The following is a 21,832-nucleotide window of genomic DNA, read 5'->3' as shown; positions in this document are numbered from 1 at the left end:
GCGCGGCACCCGGGCCCGCTCGGCACTCACTCCTCGAGCACCGGCCACGTTGTCGTGGCCTGCGTCACACAACGCTTGTGTGTGCCGCAACGGCATCCCGTGAGCTGTGCCGCGCAACCGACCCAGGAGGGTGAGCGGGAGATGCGCGACGGAGACCGCCGGGACGACCGGGACACCCGACAGCCGCACGGCCCGGCGGGGCGTGGCAGGACGGCCCGGGCACTGACGACGGCGGGCGTCCTGGCCCTGACGCTGCTGGTCGCCGGCTGCAGCGACGCCGCCGCCGCGCCCGGAGCGGCCGTCGCGTCGGACACCGTGTCGGTGACCCACGCACGCAACGACCGCGTGCCCGAGGGCGCGCGGTGGACACAGCACTACTTCCCCACCGCCGACGGCGTCGAACTGCACGCCGACGTCCTGCTGCCCGAGGACCTGCCCGCCGACGCCCGCGTCCCCGTGGTGCTCTCGGTGGGCAGCTACTTCGGCCACTCCGGCCAGCTGAGCGTCGAGGGGTTCGCCCACACCGGACCCTCGGCCCGGTTCGCGGACCTCGTCACCGAGGGCGGCCTGCTCGAGCGCGGCTACGGCCTGGTCATGGTCGACTCGCGGGGCTTCGGCGGCTCGACCGGCTGCACCGAGGCGCTCGGCGGGCCCGCCGACCAGGCCGACGTCCGGGCCGCGCTCGACTGGACCGCGGCGCAGCCGTGGTCGACCGGGAACGTCGGCATGTACGGCAAGTCCTTCGACGGCGTCACCGCCCTGGTCGGCAACAACCTGAACCACCCGGCGCTGAAGGCCGTCGTCGCGCAGGAGCCGATCTGGGACATCCAGCGCAACATGCGCTCCGGCGGGGTGCCCCGCGCGACGATCGTGTCCGTCCCGACCGTGTACAACGCCGTCGCCACGCAGCCGCAGATGCCCGACGACGACCCCCGCTACCTCGCGAACGCCGCGTGGGACACCCCCACCGGTCCGCACCCGGAGTGCACGCTGCTGAACTCGGCGTCCTACATGGAGCCGGACCCGGAGGCGCAGAGCTGGGCGGTCCGCGACCTCGCGGAGCGGGCGAAGGGCACGACGACCCCGCTGATGCTCACCCAGGGTTTCCTGGAGTGGAACACCGAGGCCGACGGGATGGCCGAGTTCCTCGCCCACCACGAGGGCCCCGAGCGCGCCTGGCTGGGGCAGTGGGACCACAAGCGCGGCGGTGAGCGCACCGCCGACGGCCGGCTGGAGATCGGCCGCGAGGGCTGGTTCGACGAGGTGTTCTCCTTCTACGACGAGCACCTGCGGGGCACCGTGCCCACGGTGCGGTACCCGGCGTTCGCCGTCGAGGACAGCACCGGGGCCTGGCGGGCGGAGCCCGAGTGGCCGCGTGCGGACCGCACCGCGGACCTGCGGCTCGACGGCGGCACCTACACCGACGACGGGGCGACCTCGTCGTTCGTGCGCCGCTCGGAGCCCGTTGCGGCCGCGACCCGGCTCACCGGCACCCCGACCGCGGCCGTGACCGCCCGCGGCACCGGCTCGGTCATGGTCCGCCTGCACGACGTCGCGCCCGACGGCAGCGCCGTCATGGTCGATCAGCAGGTCTCGATGCTGCGACCCGGGACGACGTCGCTGCCGCTGCGCTCGATGGACTGGACGCTCGCACCCGGGCACGCGCTGGCCGTCGAGGTCGGCACGGTGCGGGCCGGTGTCCCGGTGTCGGAGGACTGGCTGCCGACGGTGTCCGGGCTCCCGGTCACGGTGGACGGGACCCGGCTGCAGCTCGCGCTCGACGACCCGGCGGCGGACGAGACGGTGCCCGGAACGCCGGCGCCGTGGGCGGAGGCCTACCGCCTGACGAACGCCTCGCAGCCCGCGGCGGTGGCCCCGAGCTTCCGGCTGCCGTGACGCTCCGGCGGGTGTGCCGGACGACGCCGCCCGGGGCCGTCCGGCACGCTACTGGTAGCAGCTCCAGCGTCCGTCCTCCTCGCGTGCGTCGATGTCGCGGTTCTGGTACTGCCAGGCGCACGCGAGGTCCATGTCGATCTTCGACTGGCACACCCACGACCCCCCGCTCTCGCTCTCCTCGCCCTGGTCGTCGAGGACCACCGCTCTCACCTGGCTACTGCTCGGGAACTCTTTCGCGCAGAAGCCCCTCATGTCGCTGATGCCGTCCCGGTCGACCGAATTCCCGGCCGGGTCGAAACACAGGGCACTCCACGCGGCACGCCCCGGATAGGACCCGGCCTGCGGGTCGAAATGAACGCGGAGATCGGATCGTCCGTGCTGCCAGTTGCACGCCGCGTTCAGATCCACCTGGGACGAGCACGAGTTCAAGGTGTTACCCGGGAATCCGTACGACCTGCAGAAGCCCGCGACGTCGACGCCCTGTCCCTGCTCGCCGAAGATCTCGGCGGGCTGTTTGCCCAACCCGTAGGCGAACCCGGCCGCTGCGACGAGCAGGAGGGGGATGACCAGGAAGACCACCCCGCCGAACACCCGCGCCCGGGCGGGCCTGGCCTCCGTGCCGGTGGTGCGCCTGCGGAACACCTGCAGGAGGTCTCGGGCCAGCCCTGTCAGCTCCCTGCACAGATCGACGATCGACTGCAACATGAGGCGACACCTGCTCTCGCGGAATCCGGCGTCGGCTTCGAAGCAGACGAGTGACGTGCATCACGAGTATACGACACCGGCTCGCTTTCGCGTGCCCCGCTCACTCCTCCCCCCGACCCGCGCGGAGTCGGGCCCTGACCGCCGACAATTCGGCGGCGGTCAGGAATGCACGAGAGGCCTACCTGGAACTGCCAGGTGGCACGACGGTTCTGCGTGAGCGCCTCGCCCGTCGACTCCTGTGTGGAGCACGCCCTACGCGCGCCGGCTCCGAGGCACGGACGCCGTCGACCGCGGACATCGGGCGGCATGTCCGGTGACCGCGACTGCCTGCCCGGCTCCGGACACGAAAAGCCCTCGGTCTCGAACCTCGCGCGAGGCTGTGAACAGGAATTTTGACTGTGGGCGATACTGGGATCGAACCAGTGACCTCTTCGGTGTGAAAGCGGCCCGGCTTGCGTTCCTGCTGACGATCCGCAGCTACCGACCTGAAACGGGAATGCCGTCGTGACCGCTGCGTCTGAGTACGCCTGCTCGTACAACGCCGCCAGCTGCTCCCGCGTCGTCACATTCGCCAGTGAAGGGGGCGCCTCCCAGCCACCTGTCAGCCAGCAGACCGTGCTCGATCAGCTGAGCCTCGCGTTCGCCCTGCCTGTCGCCTTCACGGTCCACACTGTCATTCCAGAGATCCGGCGCAAGCGCGCCGCCCGGGTGCCGGACAGGACGCCCCACTACTGCCGGACAGTGGTCCAGCGCACCGAGCGCGACCGCCACTTCGGTGCTCAGGCACCGCGTCGGCGTCGCACGGATTTCCACGCGGGATCGGCCGGCGGCGGCGTTGACGCACTGCCGGGCCTGCGCAACGCCGCGGGCAATGGCTTGGAATGGATGATCACAAGTTCGCGATTCGCCCGGGTCAGGCTGGTGTAGAGCAGCCCGTGCCCACCCAGTCGCGGCGGAAAGTCGCCCGGCTCGATGACGATCGCGACGTCGAACTCCAGCCCGCGCGCCTCCTGCGGATCCAACACCCGCACACGTTTGCCGTCTTGGACCATGATGGTGTCGTCGGCTGGGTCCACGTGGTAGCCGGCGATCCGGAGGGCACGCACGACCTGCTGGGGAGCCATCCCGATCACAGCCGCGGTCCAGTCCGGATGGCGAGTCAGCAGGACCGACGCCTCAGCAGGAACACGTGAGTAAAGCTCCGTTGGGCGCACCTTCCGGATGAGCGGCGGGACACCTCCGGTTTGGAGTGACTCCACGGTCTGCTCCTCTCGAGAGAGCAGCCTGCCGGCGAACTGCATGATCGCGGCCGTGCCCCGGTAGCCACACCGGAGGGTCTCGACGGCGAGAGGTCGCGCGAGCACGGTCGAAACTCGGGACCAGCTATGACAGCTCAGGTCGGAGCGGCGCTGGTTGATGTCACCCAGCAGAGTCCAAGAACCGCGGTTCATCCTCATCAAGACGGCCCACTCCAGCGCCGTGAGATCTTGCGCCTCATCGACGATCACATGGTCGTAGGTGTACGGGGGCACTCCGGCGGCCGCCACGCCGCAGGCCGCCAGCAACGCCAAGTAGCGGCGCTGAGTGCTCGCGAGCTCGAACTCCGGCAGTTCCCGCAGGTACCTGGCCCAGTCCCGATCGCGGGTCAGGCGTGCCCGACCCAATCTGTTGTGCCGAAGTGCCTCGTAGACATGCCGCACACAGTCGGCGTGCGCGATCCGCGAACCGATCTCACCCTCATCGCGGAGCACGCGCGCGGCCTGCTCCGCGAACTCTGCGAGCTCGCTGCGGGTGTCACGGAGTACGACAGGCCGGCTTCCGTCGATCTGAGCGGAGAGCCCGCGGAACTCGAGCAATGCGTCCTCGATCGTCAGGGCGTCGACGCTTCCCTCCTCGTCGACGAGGTCATCGATTGCACCACCGATGTGCCGGACGTAATGCGCCGTCGGCCCGACGATCAGGACGCTGCGGCACCGCTGCTCGTTGTCGCGATGGACGAGGAACGCGGCACGATGCGCGGCGATCACGGTCTTGCCAGTTCCGGGGTGGCCCTGGATCACGACGGGCGCGTCGGCAGCGGCCGTGACGTACGCGTACTGGTCTGGCTGCAAAGTCGCCAGCACACTGGTGAGCCGCTCGGTACGCGGGGCCTCGATGGCGGCCAACACTGCACGTCCCGCACGGAGCGTTGAGGCTGTCTGATGAGGCTGAGCAGTCGGGCAATCGGTTTGTGCCTGCGCGGCGGACCTCCTAGAACGCTGTTCGGGGATGGACCGACCGGGGAGCGGCCGCCGCGCCGGTGCCTTCGGAATCGAGAGCCTCCGGGCGGCGAACGGCTCGGCTGTCCGGGGCGCAGGCCCGTCGTCGTCGACGTAGTCGGCGATCTGTCCGCCGCGGCGCAGCAGCGTCCGACGTGCCGTGACCCGTGGGCACAGGTCATGCGTTCCGCGGTTCTGGAAGAACGTGCTCGCGATCGGCGCCGCCCAGCTGAACACCATCAGGCCGTCGGCATCGAGCGGGCGCGAGCCGATGTAGAAGTTCGTGCCGTCGAAGAAGTCGGTGGGCTCGGCCAGCTCGACCCGACCGAGCAGACCGCGGCGCGGCGGCACCGGGGTCAGGACTGCCTTCGAGGGAATCCGTCGAGCGTCGCCGTATCCCTGGTGGACGGGTAAGCGGCGGCTCTCTTCCCGTCGCAGAGCGATCCGGTACCGCTCGTCGGCGGCGCGCTCGTCCGCGATGGCAGGCTCGGCACCGTGCTTCATCGCGCGACCTCCAGGTAGCACACGGCGATGTGCTCCATCCGCAGCTCCGTCGACTTCGCATCGTCGAGGAGCCGCAGCGCCTCTCGATGCCGTTCCCGAGCGCGGCGCCGCTGTCCTTCGAAGAGGTGAAGCGCTCCGCGGCCATTGGCGCGGGCGGTCTGCATCCGGCGCTCGATCACGCTCTCCTTGCGGCGAAGCTGCTCCTCGAGGCTCAGCCGTCGGCTGTCGGCGAGGGCGTCGCCTTCAGCGGACCGTCGCTGCTCCTCGTCCCACTGCCGCTCGTCGAGCAGGTCGGCCGCCCGCGAGATCGGCCCGACGAGCTGTGGGGCATCAGCCGGGTCATCGGCCTCCCTCAACTCCCCCCGGGCGAGGGCCGCGAGGAGGGCGTGGGGCACAGCTGTCGGAGCCTCGCGTCCGTTCAGGTCGACCGCAGCGCCCCAGAGCTCTCGAACTGCGCGTTCGCCGTCGCCCTCGACGCGGGCGAGAACGACCGCGTACCGGCCGGGCTCGGCGACGCCGTCTGGATCGTGGACGCGAACATGCGCGAACCGGGCCTGTCTGTGGCCGGGCACCGACACCGCGGCGAGGACGAGCGGGTGGGTCGCGGTGAGCAGCGCTCCCCCCGTGGTGCGCGCGTCCTCCTGATCGAGAGCGAGCGGCAGGACGGCCTCGTCACGCAGCGCTCGCGCAAGTTCGACGATTTCGGTCTGCAGGCGGTCACCCCGACGGGCCACGTCCTGGAGTTGGTCGCCCATCGCCGCGTTCCCCCGCAGGGTGACGTGTAAGTCGTCGGCACGAGTGAGGCCAGGAGCCCCAGCCGTGTTCGCCCAGTCGTGCAGCAGGTGCGCCAGCTCCTTCTGTCCGACGTATCGGCCGGCCCGCACAAGCTCACGCTCGAGCCCGGTGACGTCGACGTCGTTGCTGACGAGGAGATCTGCCGCGGCACCTGCCAGCCGTTCTGCCTCGGCCTTCTTGGCGGCGATGGCGGTCATCACCTGGTCCGCCTTCGCTTCACGCTGCGCGACGTCGAGGTCGAAGCTGTAGACCGCCTCGCGAAGCGAGGAGAGCTCGGACTGGATGATCGGCTCCAGGGCGCCGATGGCGCGGGTGAAGACGCCGATGCGCTCGAGCACGCGCGTGAGGATCTTCTCGTCGATGGTGTCCTCGTTGTAGAAGTTGACGATCCGGATCTTCTGCTCGTGCTGTCCGATCCTGTCGATCCGGCCGATCCTCTGCTCGACCTCCATGGGGTTCCAGGGCAGGTCATAGTTGATCACTGTCGAGCAGAACTCGAAGTCGAGGCCCTCACTGGCCACGCGGTTGGCGAGCACGACGTCGAATTCGCCCTTGCGGAACTGCGTCATGACGCGCCGCCGCTCCTCCCGTGGGACACCGCCGTGCAGGACCGCGACACGCGCGTCGCCCGAGAGGCGGTTCCTGAGATAAGTGAGCGTCGGCCGGGAGAACGTGAACAGCAGCGTCTGCTTGCCCTGCCGAATCAGGTCTTCGAGGATCGGCAGCAGCACGTCGAACTTGGAGTCGACTCCGCTCGGCAGCGCGTTCGCCGCCGCGAGCAGGTCGCTGTGGGGCGGCACCGTCGAGGCGGCGGAAGCGCTGGAAGGATCGTCCTCGTCCTGCGGTGCCCATTGTTCGGTGTGGCCGAGGACGGCGGCGCGCGCGGCGGGGAGGCAGGCACTGGCCAGCCGAAGCGGCATCTGCATCGCGAAATGCAGAGGCATGTTCACCACCTCCGCACGCCGACGGCACCAGTTCAGATACTCGCTGTAGAAGTCACGCTCGGCGTCGGTCCAGACGACCCGCTCGGTGTGCGGGTCACGGAGCGCCTTGGCGTCGTCGATCTCCGCCTTCCGGGTGCGGGTGACCGCAGAGGACAGGGCGTTGAGGTCCGCGAGGATGCGGCGCGCCTCGACGACCTGAGCCGGATCCAGGATGTCCTGGCCGACGAGCTCCCTGAGCACTTTGTAGTCCGGCCTGCTCATCAGCGCAGGGCCGAAGGTCATATTCTTGAGATCGTCGAGGACCGCGAGCCGCTCGGCGCCGTTCGCGGTCCGGTTGAGGAGCAGGCTCTCGATCCGGTGCAGGACGGCGTTGGGCTCCAGCCGCAGCGCCAACACGTGGGGGTCGTCGAAGTCCTCGGGTGCCAGCAGCTCGAGCATGCTCGCCAGATCGTGGTAGCCGAGGTTGACCGGCGTCGCGGTGAGGAACACGCGGGCGTCTGCCCAGTCGTTCAGCCGCACACCGAGCTCGTGGCTCTTGGTGCCGGGGTTGCGCATCTGGTGTGCCTCGTCGACGACGATCAGGTCCAGTTGTGGCGGGGCGTCGTCGAACTCCTCGAGCCCACCCCACTTCCGCAGACGCTCGAGGCTCGTGATGTATCGGAAGCGCTTGGGCAGCCGGTCCTGTCGATGCTGCTCGAGGAACCGCGCCAGGCCCTTGGTGTCGAGCTCCTCCAGCTCGAAGGTGAAGCGCTCCTCCATCTCGTGCTGCCACTTCCCCACCAGCGACGACGGCGAGATGATCAGTACCCGGTCGGCCGCCCGCCGAGCCTCCAGCTCCGTCCAGATGAGCCCCGCCTCGATGGTCTTGCCCAGGCCCACCTCGTCGGCGATGAGAATTCGGGTGGCTCCGGTGTGCAGCAGCCGGAGAACGGGCTTGAACTGGTACGGGCGGAAGACGGTCCGGGTCGCCCGGAACGAGAAGACCGTGTCCGTCAGCGTGGCCGCGAGCTTGCCCCGGGTGAGCGTCGCGCCGAAGCGGTCGATGGCGGCTGGAGCCGATCGAACCCACTCCGCCGGGCCGCCGAACTCCGGCGCCGACTCCAGCGCCGACTCCGTGAAACGCTGCGAACGACCGTCGAGCCGCACCTCATAGCGCCACACGCCGGCGACGAACCTCCGAGACTTGATCTCGGAGTCCTTGCCGTCGGAGCGAGTGACGACGCTCTCACCGATCCCGAACCGGGGCCGCGGCACGGCGTGCCCCTCATCCCACAGATGCTCGGCCCACTCGTAGGCGCTCATGAGCGGTGCGTCCTGCGTCAGATCGTCGACAGCGATCGCAGAGCCGTCCTCCGTGGCCAGTCCGCCGTCGACCACCATCGTGAGTGGCGACTCGATCCCGGAGAACCAGTACACGCCGTTGGGGAGTTCCACCGTCGGGGCGGTGCGGATCTGCGGGACCGAGGCCGTGACGTCCGAAACCCCACCGCCGACAACGACGAGCCGGGTGAACGGCGAAACGTGAAGGAGCGCGGTGAGGTCAGTCGTACGCGGGTGATACCCGAAGGTCCGAGCCACGTCACCGCCGGAACGAACGAACTGCTCCACGTCACTCCCTCACCATCGTTGTCCAGTTGTCCGTGACATCGTCACCGGAGGTACGAACGCGGCGAATCGCGCAACAGATCATCTATTTGGATTAGGCCGTTGAGCCGGAGACAGCCGGTCACCAGTCCCAGTCGGTCCACGCGGCGTCTTTGGCCGGCGGACGACGCGGGGGCCCGTACTTCGCGACGACCGCATCGAGATCCGTCGGTCCCGCGAGAGCTGACACCCCCGGCGGGATCGGACGAGCAGCGAGGATCTGCTTGGTCGCGGGCACGCCTTCGCCCTGCCCGAAGACGGTGAGCGGCGTACTCGGGCGTCGCATCGCGTAGACGCGCCACTTCCCGATGGCAGAGTCGAGCATGGCCACCGCACCCTCGGACCGCACCATCGTCACCGAGCGGGCGCCGTTCGTCGCGACGCAGGTCAGCGGCGCACCGTCGTAGAGCTCGGTCGCGAGCTGCGCTGCTGGACGCATGGGGTTCTTAAAGGTGCCGTGTGCGACCCAGGCCCCGTGCTGCTCTTCGAGGTCCAGCCCCGCCGCCGCGAGGCCCGCCTTGATCTCCGCCTTCGGATCGGCGGTCGCCTGACGCGCGAGTTCCACTGTGGCCAGTACCTCGGCACGACCGGCGAGCCGCGCACCGATCTCGCTGGACCGCAGCAGGACGGCCTCGAGCACGACGTCCTCGGTCAAGGTCGCAACGTCGTGCGCGGGCTCCCACGCTCTCGTCAGCACGACGTCGGCGGGCCGACCGCCGCGGACTCGGGCATCCTGCCCGAGCACCGCCAGGCACACCGCCACGAGCGCACCGAGGTAGGCGTGCGACTGCTCCGGGCTGTCGTCGATCTCAGCTCGGTCCTCGACGAGCGAGCGGACCACGTCCGCAAGATTCTCTCGCCACGACTCGTCGGCTCCCCAGATCCCGGCGGCAAGCAGCTCCAGGAAGAGAGCGGCCACCGTCATCCGCAGCGGGAGGGTGGGCAGAGCCACCGACGGGCCCGGTGAGATCGACCTGACCCACCGGTGGATCCACGCGCGGTAGCGCGACCGGGCCTCAGGTGGAACCCGGCGAGCCTCCCGGCCGAGCTCGACGTCGAGCAGTTCGATGTCGTTCTCCGTCTCGTCCTCGGCGAGCTCGGTCTCGTCGTCGACCGCGCCCACCGCCCACTCACTGGCCTCAACGGTGCTCACCGGGGAAGGCAGGGCGCCCGGGAACGCCAGCTCGACCAGCCCGGCGCCCATCGAGTGAGTCGCGTGGTCGAGGAAATCCGTCCACGCGTCCTTCCTCGCCTGCACCTCGGCCGTGCCCCCTGCGGGCGCTCGCAGAGTCGCCGTGGAGGCACGCTGCTCGGCCGACAGTTTCAGCAGGTTGAGGAGGTCCTTGCTGAAGCGCGCCATCACCTCCGAGTCCCCGATGAGTTCATCGAGCTCGTACGCGCCCCGAAGCCGTGGCTCCTTGCCGAAGTCCGTTCGCGGTCGGCACCGATGAGGATCGGTCACGAAGGCCGGGACGGACTCGACGACGGTCTCCCCGAGGGTCGCGACGAGTCGGATGGCGGCGCCCGCCGGTTCAGGCGAGTCGACTGTCCAGGTCGCCGCGGCTGAACCCGGGGAGGCGGCGAACACCCCACGCGGCTGCCAGGACCCCGGAGCTCCGTCCGGCGAGAGCTCGACGGTGACCGCTGCGTCGACCCCGCTGACGACGGTCACCTCGATAGCCCGCTCGAGCCGTCGAGCGCCGAGCAGACGCAGGACCGGCGATGACTCCTCCCGCTCCGATGGCGCCGTCGACGGCCACTGAGCAACCACGTCGGCCGAGACGGGCCGGGCGTCGGGCAGGAGGCTGCGTTCCACCGACGCGGCGATGGCGAGCTCACAGTTCCCGCCCTCTCGGACAGTCCTGAGAAGCGCCGGGGAGGTCACATTCGCGCTGCCCACCACGACGTGCACACGACCGTCCCGGTCGACGTACTCGATCAGCTTGCCGTGCATCGTGCGCTCGTCGTCCACATCGCGGAACTCCGCCGCGGTGCGGCTGGCAGCCGCAAGGAGAGTGCTCGGCACGAAGGACGACAACTCGCTTTGGAGTGCGACGCGAACTCGGTCGGGACGGGCCCGATCGAGGACTGCGCGGACCGCTGCGCCGGAGGGGTCGATGAAGGGCGCGGCCAGGTTCACCTCGGCCGCCCCCGCCGGCAGTGCGTCGACGATCGGCTCCTGCAGATTGTGGAGCAACCGCACGTCCGGGCGGCTGTCGTCGATCGCCGTCGGCCGTAGAGCGGCTCCGATATCCGAGAGCGTCTCGGCGATCCAGCCGGGCATGGCGACGTGGCGTGGGAGGTCCTGCAGCCAGGACGCCAGATCACTCTGCACGCGGAGCCCACAGTCGCGGCGACCACGCAGAACACACCACAGCTCATGGTTGTGGCCCCACCCCGACATCGTCGGGTTGCCCGAGCCGATGGCCGTCCATACGTCCTCCTCCCCGACGAGAATCGCGAGCTTCGGGTGAAACGCTCCGGGAATCGTCGCGGCGCCGTACTGGTAGACGTGGCCCGCAAAGCGGACGTCGATCGGGTCGTGAATCTGCTGGTCAGCATCGGACAGGACAGTCACCCGAGCCCCCATCTGACGTGCTTTGGACACCGCGAACCGCTCAAGGAACGCCAGGTCCGCCGTGTACCCGAGCACGAGGAACTCGCGGAGCGGATCCCCCTCCGGACGGTCCTGCCACTGGCTGAGCAGGGTCAGCGGGGAGGCGAAGGCCGTGTGCTCGATCGTCGTCATCGGGGCAGCTCCAGGAGGTCACACCCGAGGTTGGTGACGGCGTCGTCGGCGAGCCCCAACTGCGTGGCGAGTCCGGCCAGTTGGTCGACGCGCAACCCCACGTTCCCGGAACCCTCCCGACTGCTCGCGGTGAAGGTGTCGTTGCGCTCGTGCAGGCGGGAGAACACCTGCATGCGGCCGTGCTGGAACTGCACCTTGCGAAACGCGACCCGCCGGGACTGGGCGAGCATGTCGTCGACGAGGTCGCATCCGAGATCGCGAAGCGACCTCGTCGCGTTCTCGTTGACACGACGGCCTACCCACTCCGGGCCGAGGATGCTGTTGCGGACCGACTTGCCGCCGCGGAAAGCCTCAAGAGCCAGCCCGTCGAGGGTCTCACGGCGGCGGGCGCCGACAGAGAGGAGCGCGAGGTTCTCGAACGCCCCTTCGCCCTGCGCCAGGATCTGCTCCTCGGCTGGAGCGGGGTGCCCATCCGGGTCCGCCAAGTCGGGGAGCATCGTCTCCCACTTCGAGACGCTCGAGGGCGGAAGTCGGTCGCCGATCCACGTGTGGATCTGGGCGCGGGACGTCACCCCGTTGTCGCGTACGAAGTCGACGAGTCCGGCCCACAATCGCCGCCACGCGCCGACCGAGTAGTGCCGCAACAGGAGTCCCCGCCACGCGAGAGCCCGCTCCTCGTCGGCGAGGACCTGGTCGTCCGTCGCACCGGGGCCGAAAGCCAGTGTCTGTCGGAGGGCGACCGTCCAGGGCTCGTCCGGCGACAGCTGCTTGGCGCGCAACAAGATCCGCATCGTCGCCCTGCGCGTGAGGTCGGTGGGCTCCCAGCCGTCGGGGTCGTGCACTCCGGCACGGGTGGCGGTGAACAGCTCCCGCAACGCTTCCGAGTCGGCTCCCCCTGACGACCCGACGGACAGCTGCGCGAGGTGTGGGAGGAGGTCACTCGGCGGCGTGGCATCACGGCTCGCGGCGGAGAAGACCGGAGCGAACATCCGGCGGACCGGCTCCGGGCAGGCGTGCCGCGCCGGCCGGATCGCTCCGTCCTTCGTCGTCGCCGTCCCGAGAACATCGGACGGACCGCCGTACTGAGACCAGAACCCCCAGTTCCGGGGCGAGTACGAGGTCTTACCCAACTCCGCCAGCTCCCAGGCTGAGCCGCCTCTCTTCAGCCCTCGCTGCAAGGCGTCCGCGCCATGGGCGGTCACGCCGTCCGGGTCGTGGGTCTTCGTCGCCAGCGCTAGCAGAACCTCGGATCGGCGAAGGATCCGCTGACATCCCGCCCCGTCGAGATCCAGCCGCTCGGCGTAGTCGGCCAGTGCCCAGTAGAGCCCGTAGTACCGGGCGAAGTCGGTCAGCGTGGACACCCCGGGCATGAGCATCGCGACCATGCCCAATACGGAAGCCTCGACGGCGAGCGGATAGCGCCCATCGCGCTGGTCGAGCCCCTTCTGCGCCCAAGCGGGCCCCTCGACGACAGCGGTCACTGCACAGCTCCCACGAGCCACCGCCAGGCCTTCTGCTTCAGCTTGGTGCCGGCGCCGAGCGCGAGACGCTCGTCGCGATCCTTCGTGAAGTCCCCGCGCTCGCACGCTTCGGACTCGTTGTCGAGGAAGGAGCAGATGCGCCGGAAGGCGTCGTAGGCCGTCTTGCGTTCGTCCAGATCACGACTGAGGTACGCGGCGGGGTGGCGCTTCACTCGGTCATCGGGCTCAAGCGGCGCCCCCTCCTTCGTCCTCGGCTCATTGTCTGGCGGGTCACCCCACAACTCATGGAGCAGCCGCTGCGTACGGCTCCGAGACCATCGCGCCTCTTCCAGGCGTTCACGCGGCCCGGAGATCTCGCTCAGGTAGTCCTCGATCATGGGACTCCCTTCGAGCAGCTCGAGCCGATCGCTCATTCTGCCGACGTGCGGGATCTCGTAGGAGTCCCACCTCGCGGGCGGGGTGAGGACGGCATCGGCGGCCAGGTCCGCGATGACGAGCTGGACCCGGACAGCGCCCTCACCGCCGTGCCGGTTGTGAGCAAGCAGGATAAGGAATTCGCCAGGCGACAGCTTGGTCACGCGGCACACGAGGAGCACCCGCTCACTTGCCCGGCCGAACGAGGCGGCACCGATCAGCTCGGCTCTCGAGTGATGCCGCTGCGCCAGGCCGACGACCGCCTCAGCGAGCTTCTCGTTCTCCGCGACGCGGTACGCCGAGGTGACCACGCCCATCACCTCGCCGCGATCAGGTCGCACGAGCGCCTGGTAGCCCTGTACCGGGGCGATTCCCTCGTGTAGCTCGGTCAAGACCGGGCGATGATCGACTCGCCAGTCCAGCTCGGCAGCTGCCAACAACGAGCCGGCCTCGCCCCCGAGGTCCGCATCGAGGTCTCCCGCAGCACCCGACTTCATGCAGAAACGAAGGAACGGCGGAACACCCCTCGGGCCGAAGCTTCTCTCGTGATCCGACGCGACCAGGAACTCCCCACCCTTGGCGTCGCGATAATGCGGCACTGCGGCCCCCAGACTCACCGTCGCTCAGCCATACTGAGCCCATTCCCTCTTCGGACCTTCAACTCATCTGAGAGCCGGCAGGTCACGCCGCATAGCGCGGGGCCATCGCTTCCATCTGCTCGATGACCTGCTTGATCGCGCCCGGCTGCTTGTCCGGCGGATACTTGTACTTCACCAGCAGCCTCTTGATCGACGAACGGAGCTTGGCGCGGACGTCGTCACGTGCCATCCAGTCCGTCTTGACGTCCCGACGCATCACGGCGACGAGCTCTCGCGCGATCTGCGCGAGGATCTCCTCACCCTGCAGATCCACCGCAGAGGGGTTGTCACTCACGGCGTCGTAAAAAGCCAGCTCGTCGTCGTTCAAGGGTGGCGTGAAGCGCTGCCCGCGGTTTCCCTCGGCAGCGACCTCCTTGGCCAGCTCGATGAGCTTGGCGATGATTTCCGCGGACGTGAGCTGCTGGTTGGTGTACTTGTTCATCAGCTCCTTGATCCGCTCGGAGAAGGCCCGCTGCCGAACCACGTTGTTGCGCGCGACCGTGGCGGACTCCTGCGTCAACAGGTTGCGCAGCGCCTCAATGGCGAGATGAGGGTTCTCGGCTTGCTGGGCCTGCAGCTGGAACGTCGGGCTGAGGTCGGATAGCGACGGCTTCGGCATCCCGGCCGCCTCGTAGATGTCGAGGATCCGGCCCGTCACCGTCGAGGTAGCGACGAGCTCGGACAGCAGCCGCTGGATCTCCTCCGGCACCGGCTCACCGGCGGCCTGCCGTTCTGCAGCGTCGAGCTTCGCCATGAAGACCCGGACCTGCTCGTAGAACTGCACAGCGGGCCACAGGTCCGCGAGCGTCTCGCGGCCCGACGCCACCGACCACCACCGGGCGAGCCGCGCGACGAGCTTGCGGAACCGCTGCCCGATGGGTTCGGAGTCGTCCCCTGAGTTGCCCGCAGTCAACGGCGAACGGAGCCAGTTGGCGAGCGCTGTCGCGGTCTTGAACCAGATCTTCGGGTCTTTGCCCTTGAGCTTGGCCCGCCAGCCGAACCCCGCACAGAGCTTGTCGAGCTCCTCGATCAGTCGCCGCGTCTCCACGGCGGCCTCGTCGACGTCCCGGCCGACGGGCTTCGTCGTCCGGTCGGGCTCTGTGTATTCGGCCAGCGCCTTCTCGAGGTTCTCCGCCAGTGGCGCATAGGCAACCAGGAGGCCGTCCGGCTTACCGCGGAACGTGCGGTTGACTCGGGCCAGGGTCTGCATCAGCAGCGCCCCCTTCAGGGGACGGTCCAGGTAGAGCGTGTGCAGCGGCGGCGCGTCGAACCCGGTGAGCATCATGTCCTTGACGATCACGATCTGCAGCGGATCGTCCTCGTCCCGGATGCGGTTCTGGATGACCTTGACGTCCGAGCCGCGCCGGACATGCCGACGGATCAGCTCGGTGTCTGAGGCCGACCCGGAGTACACGACCTTAACGACGCCCGTAGCGTCGGAGTCACCGTGCCACTTGGGCCGCAGCGCCACGAGCTCCTCGTACAGCCTCGCGCAGATCTCCCGGGTCGCACAGACGATGAAGGCCTTGCCGGTCACGCCGAGGAAGGGCGCCATCGCCGCGGAGCGCCGCTCCCAATGTTCCACGACGTCCGCTGCCAGCGCCTTCAGCCGGGCCGGCGCGCCGTAGACGGCATTGATCACCGCCACGGACTTCTCGATCTTCGCCCGCTCGACGTCGTCGAGCCCGAGGGTCGCCTCATCGGCAGCCTCGTCGAGCTGTTCCTCGGTGACGTCCCCCGCGAGCTTCACCGAGATCAGCCGCGGCTCGAAGCGGACCGGCACAGTAGCGCCGTCCGCCACTGCGCGGGTGAGGTCGTAGGTGTCGATGACCTCGCCGAACACCTCTTCGGTGTCGCGTCCGGACAGGGACAGTGGCGTGCCGGTGAAGGCGATGAAGGTGGCGTTCGGGACGGCATCACGGATGCTGCGGGCGAGGCCGTCGATGTGGTCGTAGTGGCTGCGGTGCGCCTCGTCGACGATGACGACGATGTTGCGGCGGTCCGAAAGCTGCGGGTGCTCGGGCCCGGCTGCCCGCTCCGCGCGTGTCCGTCCGAACTTCTGCAGCGTCGTGAAGTAGATCCCGCCGGTGACCCGTTGCCGCAGCGCGGTCCGCAGTTCCTCGCGCGACGACACCTGGATCGGCGTCTCGCTCAGCAGCCGTGAGCGGTTGAACGTCTCGAAGAGCTGGGTGTCGAGCTCGGTGCGGTCGGTGACGACGAGCAGTGTCGGGTTCTTCAACGCGGGCTGGCGGGCGACGAGATGAGCGTAGAGCTCCATCTCCATCGACTTGCCCGATCCCTGGGTGTGCCAGACGACGCCCGCCTTGCCGTTGCTCGCGGCCGCGGCCACCGTGGTGTCGACGGCCTTGGTGACCGCAAAGAACTGGTGTGGCTTCGCGATCCGCTTTGCGAGGACTCCGGAGTCCTGGTCGAACGCCACGAAGTTGCGCTGGATCTGCAGGAAGGTCCCCGGCGCGCCGAGCCCGTCGATGAGGAGCTCCAGCTCCACCCCGATCCGGTCATCGGTGACATCGGTGCCGGGCTCGACCGGCCGCCCCTGCCCGTCGACGTTCCACGGCGAGTAGTGGTTCAGCCCCGTGAAGGGCGTGCCGTAGCGAGCTTGCAGGCCGTCACTGACGATCGTGAACACGCAGAACCGGAAGACCATCGGGAACTCGTGGATATACGTCGCGAGCTGGGCGTGTGCCTTGGCGATAGTGGCCTGCGCCGAGCCGGCGTTCTTGAGCTCGACGATCACGACGGGCATCCCGTTGAGGTACAGCACGATGTCGAAGCGCCGCTGCACGTCCTTCCTGCGCACGGTCACCTGGTTGACCGCCCGCCACTCGTTCTCGTCGACGCGGTGGCTCACGAGACGGATGGTGGGGTTCTGCTCGATCCCGTCGGCGTCGATGTAGCTCACGCCGCGATAGCCGTCGACGAGGATCCGGTGCAAGCGATAATTCTCCGCGATCGCGTCCTGGGACTGCGGCGCGGCGATCTCGGCCAGCGCCTGCTCCAGGAACACGAAAGGCACGCGCGGGTTGAGCCGCTGCATCGCGGCGAGCAGCGGCTCGCGCAGCACGAGATCGTCCCAGGCGGTGCGACCGCCCGCGGTGCCCGGCACGATCGACGGGCCGTGCAGCGGCTCCCAGTCGTGCTCGGCGAACCGCTCCAGCGCGATGGCTTCCCACTCGGCTTCGCTGTACATCAGTTCCCCTCCGGGTCGACGAGCCGGTAGCTCTGCCTACTGCTGCGCGTCGGTTGGGTCGGCGCGATGAGGTTGCGCTCGATGAGCGTGGTGAGTCGACGAGCGACGGTGCGCTGAGACAGCCCCAGCCGTTCGGTCAAGGCGCGGGTGGTGGTGCTGCCGGCCTTGATCGCCTGCAGCACGGCGTCGAGCTCGGCCTCGATGCCGGTCAGGCGGACGGGCCGCGCGGCCTGCTGCTCTCCGGCGTCCTCGACCAGTCGGTAGCTCGCATAGCGTCGGCCACCGGTGCTCGTGGCCAGGCCACGGTCGACGAGGTCTTTCAACGCCCGGCCTGCGGAGAGCCGGTCAACACCCCAGGCCTGGAGCATGGCGTTGGTGGCGCGGCCCGCCGTGCGCATCATGGCCAGCGCGAGATGCTGCGGATCGGTCAGGCCGACCTGGCGGAGCGAGCCGATCCAGGCGATGGTCTCGGGTGCGAGGAGCGCGTGCTGAGGCACGGTGACCGCGACGCGTCCAGGACCGACGTCAAACTCGGGCGGGCTCATCCCCGCGCGACGCAGTTCGGCGAGCACGCTGAGCAGCCCGGACCCGCGGTTCTCGCACAGCGCCTCGCCCCGCGAGCCGGGGACCTCCACGTCCGCGAGCATCGCAGCGAGGGTCTGGTTCCGGGAGGTCGACGGGTGTTCCTCCGAGCCCAGGTCCGCGACTGTGATCGGCCCGAACAGCCCGCCCGGGCTCGCCACGACGAGACGGTCCGGGTAGAGCTCGACCTGGACCTGTGCGCCGCGCGCCGCGGGGCTGTAGTCGCGGTGCATCAGCGCGTTGACGATCAGCTCCCGGAGCACCGCGAGCGGGTAGTCGTAGCGGTCCTCCCGCCCGACGCCCGTGACGATCGCACCGGCTCGCATGTTGCGGATCGCGACGGCCACGGCGTCCGCGACCATCGACGAGATCGGCCCGGTGATCGTCTCGTTGTCGAGGAAACGACGCCCGTCGGGTGCGGTCTCGCCCATGCGCAGGCCGGGCAGCACGACGAAGGACACGAACAACTGCGGGAAGAACTCCTGGGGGTACTCCCCCAGGCAGAGCAGCCCCGCGACGGTCGGCCGTAGCGTTCCGTCCGCATCGGATGTCAGGACGCCGAGCCGCACGAGGAGTCGTCCACGTTCGGTGGCACGGAAGGCCGGAGAGCGGCGACGCACGCGGGCGAGGTAGGCCTCCACGAGGGCCTCGTCGAGGTCGTCCGGGGTCGCTCCCTCGACGACATCGCGGTCGTGGGTGGGCTGGCTGCGGTTGGAGAGGAGCTGGGTCACCTCGTAGTGCGACAGCCGCCGGTCCCCGTCGCCGCCCCGGATGAAGGAGCCTGCGTAGGCACCTCGAGTCGCGACGAAGCACGGCTTCTCTACGGGATCGAGCTCAGGGACGTCCAGGCGCACCACGAGTGCGCCCTCGACCTCCTCGATCTCAATGGACGCGCGGCAGGGCGGGTCAACCTTGTTCGCGCAGGCGTCCGCGAGCACATCGCGCACCGCGGGGGCGTCGAACCCCTCTGCGGGCGCGAAATCGTCCGACTCGTCGATGCCGAGGAGAAGCGTGCCGCCGGTGCCGTTGGCGAACGCGCTGATCGTCTCGACGACCGAGGAGGATAGACCGCCGCGAGCGGACTTCACCTCGACGTCCGAAGGCTCCATCCCCAACCGCCGCAACCGCGCGAGCAGCGCCACCGTCTCCACGATCCACCCCCTCCCAGCCAGACTTTGCCACACTTTGCCACTTCACTTCGCCACATGGCAGAGCCGGCGAAGTGAGTAGTCGAAGTCAGAGCACCTCGCTCGCCACCCGCTCGGCCTCCCGAACCTTGACCCTGCCGGACATGAGCAGGGGCAGTAGTTCGTCGCGTGCTTTCATTAGAACCCGCGACTCGATCTCCGCTGCGTGCACTCGCATTCTCAACGGCAGTGCCATTCGCTCAAAGCTCTCCCACTCAGCGGTGGTAATGTTCGGGATCGGGGCCGCCTCGAACCGATCTCCCCGAACAGCTGGATATGCACTACCTTCGGCAACACTCTCCAGATAGCTGGCAAATACATCCCGCCGACTAGCCTCATATGTTCCCGCAACTCGCCCAGGCCTCGGCGACAGCACCGCGAGGCCGGTCGAGGCAACCAGCAAAGGGTCATCCTCAAGGATCAGGGCGTGCGAGCGACGATTCGGGCGCACCGTCGACCAAACCGTGTCGCCAAACCGAAGAGCCCGTCGTGCCCGCCCAGGCGCCGAATCCCACGGCGTCTCCTCCGGTCCTACATAGAAGCCCTGCTGCACAGATGAGATATCAAGATATCGAAGATTCGACCCTGGTTGAGGTTTCACCGCTATAGCATTAACGTCTGCGATGTCCCGCAGAGCGGCTCTCCCGCGTCCTTGGCAGAGACGGCCGAATTTAGCCTGTAGCAGGTCATCAACCAGTAGCCGCACCTTTTCGTTAGCGGCGACCTTTTCGTCGAGCGATCCCAGCATATTGCCGATTGCTTCTTGCTCAGGTAATGTAGGCAAGGTCAGCTCGATCGACTCAGCTGCCTTGACATTGAAGTGCTGCTGCACCGCACCGACAAGATGACTAGCGATCGTACTATCTGCTATCCAGTTTAGATAGTAGCTCAGCCATCGAGAATTCAGACGCGGCCCAGGCCGAACGATTACCAGATCGGAACAGTTCGACTCCGGCAACCACTCGGGCACGACAGCCGCTTGCCCCGGTTTCCCGGTGCGCACAATCACGACGTCCCCAGGATGCAGAGAGGACTTCCTTAGGCGCTGATGGAAGCCTTGGCTCACATATCGAATTTCGGACATGTCTAGCCGATGCGGGCGAACATTTAGAGACCTGAGGAACGGGATCCCTGAATCGCGATACTCCGCAGTCATCGAGCCGACGAAGCCGACAGTCACCTTCGCTGCGATGGCGCCGAGCCGGACCCTCTGCCATTCAGACATTGATCCGCTCCAACTGTTCGCGAGCAACCCTTTCCAATCGCGCCGATTCATCAAATGCCGCCAGTAGTTCTTTAGTAAGGCGCTCAATCTTGTCGTTCGAGGGCTCGCCGTCGCCAGCCACCTCTACGGCACCAACGTATCGACCCGGCGTAAGGGCGTATTCGGCCGCCTTGATCTCGTCCAAGGTCGCCGACTTGCAGAATCCTGGCATATCGCCGTAAGTCAGGCCCTTCGCCGCAGCGGACGGCGCACCACGCCACGCGTGATAGGTGTCGCCAATCCGGACGATCTCCTCGTTGGTGAAGGCTCGTTCAGCGCGGTCGACCATATGGCCCATCTCACGCGCGTCGATAAACAGCATCTGACCAGTACGGTCGATCGAGCCCTGCTTGCCCGCGGCCTTGGTCTTGGCGAAGAACCACAGGCATACGGGGATGCCGGTGCTGCGGAAGAGCTGCGTGGGTAGCGCGATCATGCAGGACACGAGGTCAGCCTTCACGATCTCTGCGCGGATGGCGCCCTCGCCGTTCGAATTGGACGACATGGAGCCGTTGGCCATCACGACGCCCGCCTTACCACCAGGAGCGAGCTTCCACAGAATGTGCTGGATCCACGCGTAGTTGGCGTTGTTCGCGGGCGGGACGCCGAAGCGCCAGCGGTCGTCCTCGGTGTTGCGCGTCCAGTCCTTGATGTTGAACGGCGGGTTGGCGAGGACGTAGTCCATCTGCACCCCTGCGTGGAGATCGCGGGCGAAGGTGTCGCCCGGCCCGGAGCCGAGGCCGTTGTTCGCGATGCCGTGAATGGCGAGGTTCATCCGCGCCATGCGCCAGGTTTCCCCGATGGCCTCCTGCCCGAAGACGGAGATGTCCTTGGGATCGCCGTCGTGCTCGTGGATGAACCGCTCCGTCTGCACGAACATGCCGCCCGAACCGCAGCAGGGGTCGTAGACCCGCCCGCTGGACGGCTCCAGGACCTCGACCAGCACCTTCACCACGGAGGGCGGAGTGAAGAACTCCCCGCCCCGGCGACCCTCCGCGCGCGCGAAGTTGCCGAGGAAGTACTCGTACACCTCGCCCATCAGGTCCCGTGCGCGGTGCTCGCCCTGCCGGCTGAACCGCGCGCTGTTGAACAGGTCGATCAGCTCGCCCAGGCGCCGCTGGTCCACCGCGGCCCGTTGGTATCCGCCCGGAAGCGCGCTGCGCAGGCTCTCGTTGACCTCCATCAAGGCGTCCATGGCCGCGTCGACCAGGTATCCGATGCTGCGCTCCGGCTCGTCGCCGTCGGAGGGCTTGCCCTTGGCGTGCTCGGCGAGGTAAGACCATCGCGCCGTCGGGGGCACGACGAACACCCCGTAGCCCTGGTACTCCTCGGGATCGTCGATGAGGTCGGCGATCTGCTCCTCGTCGTACCCCTGCTCGGCGAGCTCGGCGCGGATGACCTCCCGGCGCTCGTCGTACGCGTCCGAGACGTACTTCAGGAACACCAGCCCGAGGATCACGTCCTTGTACTGGTTCGCCGAGAGTGAGCCGCGCAGCTTGTCCGCGGCCTTCCACAGCGTGTCCTTCAGTTGCTTCATGGTGGACGGGGCCTGCGGCTCCG

11 protein-coding genes are annotated in these 21,832 nt (G+C 68.3%); 1 reads left to right on the top strand and 10 read right to left on the bottom strand.

All coding sequences use genetic code 11. The features are described from left to right. Positions 1-141 precede the first annotated feature (141 nt). Complete coding sequence (locus WJX68_RS00825; RefSeq protein WP_340285497.1) at positions 142-1,896, top strand: CocE/NonD family hydrolase; 1,755 nt, start codon at positions 142-144, stop codon at positions 1,894-1,896. 48 nt (positions 1,897-1,944) lie between these two features. Here the strand turns inward: WJX68_RS00825 and WJX68_RS00820 are convergent, their stop codons facing one another. From WJX68_RS00820 to WJX68_RS00775, 10 genes are all read right to left on the bottom strand, one after another. Further along, positions 1,945-2,601, bottom strand: coding sequence for a hypothetical protein (locus tag WJX68_RS00820; RefSeq protein WP_340285495.1), 657 nt, complete (start codon positions 2,599-2,601; stop codon positions 1,945-1,947). 779 nt (positions 2,602-3,380) lie between these two features. Further along, entirely contained in the window at positions 3,381-5,363 is a 1,983-nt protein-coding gene (locus tag WJX68_RS00815; RefSeq protein ID WP_340285494.1) for an AAA family ATPase, read from the bottom strand. Then, complete coding sequence (locus WJX68_RS00810) at positions 5,360-8,710, bottom strand: DEAD/DEAH box helicase (protein WP_340285493.1); 3,351 nt, start codon at positions 8,708-8,710, stop codon at positions 5,360-5,362. Before WJX68_RS00810 ends, WJX68_RS00815 begins: the two co-directional genes overlap by 4 nt. Positions 8,711-8,828: 118 nt before the next feature. Continuing rightward, the gene (locus WJX68_RS00805) at positions 8,829-11,495 is read right to left on the bottom strand and encodes a hypothetical protein (RefSeq protein WP_340285492.1); all 2,667 of its coding nucleotides are present in this window, start codon (positions 11,493-11,495) and stop codon (positions 8,829-8,831) included. Next, the gene (locus tag WJX68_RS00800; RefSeq protein WP_340285490.1) at positions 11,492-12,976 is read right to left on the bottom strand and encodes a hypothetical protein; all 1,485 of its coding nucleotides are present in this window, start codon (positions 12,974-12,976) and stop codon (positions 11,492-11,494) included. The genes WJX68_RS00805 and WJX68_RS00800 overlap by 4 nt, the downstream gene beginning before the upstream one ends. Further along, positions 12,973-14,007 (bottom strand): DUF932 domain-containing protein, encoded by a 1,035-nt coding sequence (locus WJX68_RS00795; protein ID WP_340285489.1) that lies wholly within the window; start codon positions 14,005-14,007, stop codon positions 12,973-12,975. Before WJX68_RS00795 ends, WJX68_RS00800 begins: the two co-directional genes overlap by 4 nt. 64 nt (positions 14,008-14,071) lie before the next feature. Then, the gene (locus WJX68_RS00790) at positions 14,072-17,239 is read right to left on the bottom strand and encodes a type I restriction endonuclease subunit R (RefSeq protein WP_340285488.1); all 3,168 of its coding nucleotides are present in this window, start codon (positions 17,237-17,239) and stop codon (positions 14,072-14,074) included. After that, on the bottom strand, positions 17,239-18,963 hold the full coding sequence (locus WJX68_RS00785; protein WP_340285487.1) for an ATP-binding protein: 1,725 nt from the start codon (positions 18,961-18,963) through the stop codon (positions 17,239-17,241). The genes WJX68_RS00790 and WJX68_RS00785 overlap by 1 nt, the downstream gene beginning before the upstream one ends. A gap of 94 nt (positions 18,964-19,057) precedes the next feature. Next, entirely contained in the window at positions 19,058-19,840 is a 783-nt protein-coding gene (locus tag WJX68_RS00780; RefSeq protein ID WP_340285485.1) for a restriction endonuclease subunit S, read from the bottom strand. Positions 19,841-20,225: 385 nt separating this feature from the next. Then, positions 20,226-21,809, bottom strand: coding sequence for a class I SAM-dependent DNA methyltransferase (locus tag WJX68_RS00775; RefSeq protein WP_340285484.1), 1,584 nt, complete (start codon positions 21,807-21,809; stop codon positions 20,226-20,228). Positions 21,810-21,832 lie beyond the last annotated feature (23 nt).

The sequence above is a fragment of the Pseudonocardia spirodelae genome (assembly GCF_037727765.1).
GTDB classification, from domain to species: Bacteria; Actinomycetota; Actinomycetes; order Mycobacteriales; family Pseudonocardiaceae; genus Pseudonocardia; species Pseudonocardia spirodelae.
This window is presented reverse-complemented; position numbering and strand designations above follow the sequence as displayed.

What these genes read in the sequence shown, in the direction of transcription:
- WJX68_RS00790 (WP_340285488.1), bottom strand. Translation starts at nt 17,239, where the DNA reads ATGTACAGCGAAGCCGAGTGGGAAGCCATCGCGCTGGAGCGGTTCGCC.
- WJX68_RS00815 (WP_340285494.1), bottom strand. Translation starts at nt 5,363, where the DNA reads ATGAAGCACGGTGCCGAGCCTGCCATCGCGGACGAGCGCGCCGCCGAC.
- WJX68_RS00805 (WP_340285492.1), bottom strand. Translation starts at nt 11,495, where the DNA reads ATGACGACGATCGAGCACACGGCCTTCGCCTCCCCGCTGACCCTGCTC.
- WJX68_RS00775 (WP_340285484.1), bottom strand. Translation starts at nt 21,809, where the DNA reads ATGAAGCAACTGAAGGACACGCTGTGGAAGGCCGCGGACAAGCTGCGC.
- WJX68_RS00820 (WP_340285495.1), bottom strand. Translation starts at nt 2,601, where the DNA reads ATGTTGCAGTCGATCGTCGATCTGTGCAGGGAGCTGACAGGGCTGGCC.
- WJX68_RS00825 (WP_340285497.1), top strand. Translation starts at nt 142, where the DNA reads ATGCGCGACGGAGACCGCCGGGACGACCGGGACACCCGACAGCCGCAC.